A 4,185-nucleotide genomic window follows, 5' to 3' on the forward strand; every position below is an offset into this window, starting at 1 on the left:
GATTGGTTACCAAGCGCCTGAGGAATATGAACGGCTGTTCATCAAGATAGCTGTTTAGGGAAATGAACGTGTCCTCTATTGCGAAGACAGGTCAGTGGTTGGCGTGTTCGATGGGCCATGGGGGGCGGTTGCCGAGCCTGTTGGGGGCCGAACTTATCCTTTTGCAGCTTGCCCCGGAATCAGACCTTTGGGTGGATTGGAACAGAGTGAGACGTGGAGAGATAATCTAAAAAAACGAGATAACTATAGGCTATAAGGGATATTTTTTGGCTGCAGGCATAAAAAAACCCGGCTGAAACCGGGTTTTGGTGTTTTGGTAGCGAGGGAGGGAATTGAACTCCCATTTTATGGCTTTCACGCTCCGTCACGGATTATCATAATCATCTTGACGATTCAGTATGTTAGCCATAAATTGCCATCATGGCGCATCACGGAATATCACCCTGTTTCATCGAAAAAAGTTGACCAATAGTTGACCAAAATTCCGCAGCGCGAGGGAGGGAACTATGTCTGAGTGGGTCAAGTCGAAAAAATATCCTGGTGTGAGGTACCGCGTGCACCCGACCCGAAAGGACGGTGTGGAAGCTGCGAAATATATTTGCATTGTCTACAAGCTCGACGGGAAGACGAAACAGGAGACCATCGGCTGGTCAGACAGGAAGTGGTCCGAGATTGTCCCAGACGGGAAGGGCGGCACCAAGGTTGTAGTTCACAAGATCAACGAAAAGCAGGCTTTCATGATCCTCTCTGAACTTCAGGAAAACCAACGTCATGGGCGACGGCCGATTACCCTCAAGGAAAAAAGGGAGATGGCGGAACAAGAGAGGCTGGCGATTGAAACCGAGGAGGCTAAAGCCCAGAAAGAGAATATGGCCCTCAAGGATGCCTTTGAAGTTTATCTGGGTTGGGCCAAGACGAACAAGAAGGATTGGGGCCATGACGAAACGCGGATGAATCTGCACGTCCTTCCATTCCTCGGTGATAAGCGTCTATCAGAAATCAGGGTGGCTGATATCGAATCGCTGAAAGTGAGATGCCAGGAAAAAGGCCTCTCTCCTGCCACGGTTAAGCATGTCCTCCAGTGCGTCAGGGCAGTTTATAATTTTTGCATCAGAATCGGCAGCTACACAGGGGACAATCCGACTCGCCACGTGAAGTTTCCCAGGCTCGATAATGCTCGCAAACGTTTTTTCTCGGACGATCAGGTTGACTCTTTGTTGTCTGCACTGGCCGAGAAAAACAAGGACGTTCACGACATGACCTTGTTGTCCATTCTGACGGGTTTGCGTTTCGGTGAGATTGCAAAGCTCAGGTGGGAGCGCGTTGATCTTGAGAACGGCATTATTCACGTGGACGGCAAGAACGGCGAGACGCGTGAGGCCTATTTGGACAATGAAGAATTGGTGGAGATGTTCACGCGCAGGAAAGAGCTTTTCGACACGACGCCGTTTGTCAGGATAAGCGCGAAGTCTGTTCGCGGTCTGGTGTTCCCCGGTTCCGTCCATGGCGGGATCATGAAGGATATTCCCGATATATTCATGAAGACAGTTGACGATCTTAAATTTAATGACGGGTATGAGGACGCACGGCAAAAGCTGACCTTTCACAGTTGTCGCCATACCTTCGGTAGTAGGCTTGCTCAGCAAGGTGTTCCGCTTCTAACGATCAAGGAACTCTTGGGGCACAAGACGATCGAGATGACCATGCGATATTCGCATCTGATGCCCGATCACAAACGTGAGGCCGTGCGCCATCTGCGTGGTAGGAAGACAGCGAAAGTGATCCCGCTTCGGAAGGTGGCGGACTGATCAAAGCCGTGATTGGAACTGACTGATTGTAATGCCGGCCTCCTTTAAAGCCTAGCATGTTACGGCCATATTTCTCTCCCAGTTCCGGCAAATTGTCGTTGTCGTTCGGAGTTGGTGTTGATCAGCACCCTAATGGAGCCACCGATCGGCACCCTAATAGAGCCAACAAAAGTGAGAGATTTGCGTTCGGACTACCTCGTTTGGTTATGTGTTTGTGAGTCGCCTTAGCAAGGGCGAGGGATCTCTATGAAGAGTTCTGTAATTCTTGCCGCCCAACCTGGTAGGCACCGTACATGATCTGGTCTAGAGTGCTTGTGACCTATTTGCTTGTAAGTAAAATTTTACGAAATTTAAATTTATTGTTTTTATTTAAGTGCAGTCGGTGAATATGCATAGAATATCATCGAATCTAAAATTACAAAATTTAGGTATATATGGTATTACCTTATTATATATTCTTCTTTATAAGCTAAAATTAATTTATATAATAAATAACACTACTATATATTCTATAGAGAAATAATTAATAAAATTAATTTAATATAAATTAAATAAAACTAAACAATAAAAAAAAGAGACTGGGAATAATATACACCAAGTATATTATTCCCTTTTTTAATTTCAAAAGAAGAAAAACAAAAGGAAAGAAAGATGAAAAAGAAAAATCTTACGTTTGAAGAAAAATTCAATGGTTATTCGATTAACACTTCAAAAGAAAAAAATCTAGGTTGTTTTGTTCCTACTCTGGAAAGATATAACCAGCATCTAGAGGATATGACTACCAAGCATAACAAAGTTATGCAGACCAGATTTGATTTGCGTTATCCTTCCGATGGTTCTGTAAAATTTGATAAAGCTCACATTTATAAATTTAGTGATGGCTTTAAAAAACATTTTTCTCGAATGAGAAAGTCTAATCACAAGGTTGATTTGAAACTAGACTGGTCTCCTGATCAGAAAGATTCTTCTGTGTTTCCGCATTATCACTGTAATGCGCTTGTGAATGGTAACGCTATTCAGTCTGAGTACACGATTCTTAAGGCTGCTGAACATTACTGGGGGAAAGCTTTGAAGAGTGAGAATCAGGGTCTTGTGAATTATTGCAATAAGGGACGTGCAGGAGAGAAACAGGATAATGGCTTGATGTATCGTCGAGGTGATGAACGGTGTTCGGAGGTTAAAGACAAGATGGTTTATCAGGCGAGTTATTTAGCGAAAATTCGCGATAAAGAGGGATTGAGAAAAGGGTCTCATTCTAGGGGAGGATCTCAGCTTAAAAAATAGAGGTTTTTTAGTGTTATTTTTACAGGTACGGAATTGGTCTTCTTTTCAGGTCATTGAGTTTTTTACTCTTTGAAAAGTTTAATTTATCAGGGATTATTTTGGTGTCTTGAGGTCAATATGGGGTGTTCAGTAGCGTACTACTGAGTGCCCTTTTTTTAGTATATTCTACAACAGGAAAACAGTCATGTCTGATAGTAAGAAAAAGTTAAAAATTAAGCAGAGTGGCATCATGAACATCCGTGGCAAGGAAGTCGCTACCTATCCAGCCATGATTGACTATGCTCACCAGTGCGGGATGCAGAGCCTGGAGGTCGCTGTTCTCCAGTTTCCGCATGAGTCAAACGACATGCGCGCCATTTGTGGGGCGCGTCTGGTTACCACAACCGGTGAGGTATTCGCAGACATCGGAGACGCGAATCCCGACAATGTGCCAAAAGGGTGCGTGGACAGTTTTGTGCGCATTGCCTCTACTCGTGCCAAGTCACGCGTCATCTCTGATGCCTTTAATATTCGTAATGCCTTGGAAACCGGTCAAGAAAATGATTCTGAGCCTATTTTGCTCACAGCAGTTCAGGATGCGGACAATGTCTATGGTCTGCCGGAGGCTCAGTCTCAGGATAAGAACTCTTTGCAGGGAGGTGGGAACAAGCCGATTTCCGAAGGTCAGGTGTCCGCGATTCATAAGTGTGCCGCAAAGCGTGGGCTCGATCCTGTAAAAGTAGCTCGGGATATGTACGGAAAGTCGATAGATGAGCTGGTGGGTTGGGAGGCTGATCAGTGTATTAAATCGTTCAGGAATCGATGATTGTGTGACTAGTGGCTAGTATTGGATTTATTCATCACTATATATGGAGGATTTTGTATGTCTAGTGATATTGATGCGTATTCCGGTCCAAACTGACCACGGATTCCGGCGGAAACTGACCACCGATTCCATGGGAAACTGACCACGGATTCCACGGCAAACTGACCACCGATTCCGGAACAAACTGACCAGCCCCAACGGCGTCAGACTCGGTGGAAAATTCGCAGCGGATGCGGCGCTGGATAAATCGGGCATACTCCTTTTCAGGAGGTGCCCATGCCCAATTCG

Annotated in this window: 4 protein-coding genes; 3 read left to right on the forward strand and 1 reads right to left on the reverse strand. The window is 45.1% G+C overall.

The window, feature by feature from the left end:
* Positions 1 to 506: 506 nt before the first annotated feature.
* From BMZ24_RS19200 to BMZ24_RS19210, 3 genes are all read left to right on the forward strand, one after another.
* The gene (locus BMZ24_RS19200; protein WP_092194719.1) at positions 507 to 1,808 is read left to right on the forward strand and encodes a tyrosine-type recombinase/integrase; all 1,302 of its coding nucleotides are present in this window, start codon (positions 507 to 509) and stop codon (positions 1,806 to 1,808) included.
* Positions 1,809 to 2,459: 651 nt separating this feature from the next.
* Positions 2,460 to 3,092, forward strand: coding sequence for a YagK/YfjJ domain-containing protein (locus BMZ24_RS19205; protein WP_092194721.1), 633 nt, complete (start codon positions 2,460 to 2,462; stop codon positions 3,090 to 3,092).
* Positions 3,093 to 3,276: 184 nt separating this feature from the next.
* Entirely contained in the window at positions 3,277 to 3,897 is a 621-nt protein-coding gene (locus tag BMZ24_RS19210) for a hypothetical protein (RefSeq protein ID WP_092194723.1), read from the forward strand.
* Positions 3,898 to 3,958: 61 nt separating this feature from the next.
* Here the strand turns inward: BMZ24_RS19210 and BMZ24_RS20050 are convergent.
* On the reverse strand, positions 3,959 to 4,185 hold a 227-nt coding region (locus BMZ24_RS20050), incomplete at its 5' end, for a hypothetical protein (RefSeq protein WP_208599901.1).

Origin of the sequence: Desulfomicrobium norvegicum (assembly GCF_900114595.1) — a bacterium.
Lineage (GTDB): Bacteria > Desulfobacterota > Desulfovibrionia > Desulfovibrionales > Desulfomicrobiaceae > Desulfomicrobium > Desulfomicrobium macestii.

Coding starts and splice junctions, on each gene's coding strand:
- BMZ24_RS19200 (WP_092194719.1), top strand. CDS start 507: ATGTCTGAGTGGGTCAAGTCGAAAAAATATCCTGGTGTGAGGTACCGC.
- BMZ24_RS19205 (WP_092194721.1), top strand. CDS start 2,460: ATGAAAAAGAAAAATCTTACGTTTGAAGAAAAATTCAATGGTTATTCG.
- BMZ24_RS19210 (WP_092194723.1), top strand. CDS start 3,277: ATGTCTGATAGTAAGAAAAAGTTAAAAATTAAGCAGAGTGGCATCATG.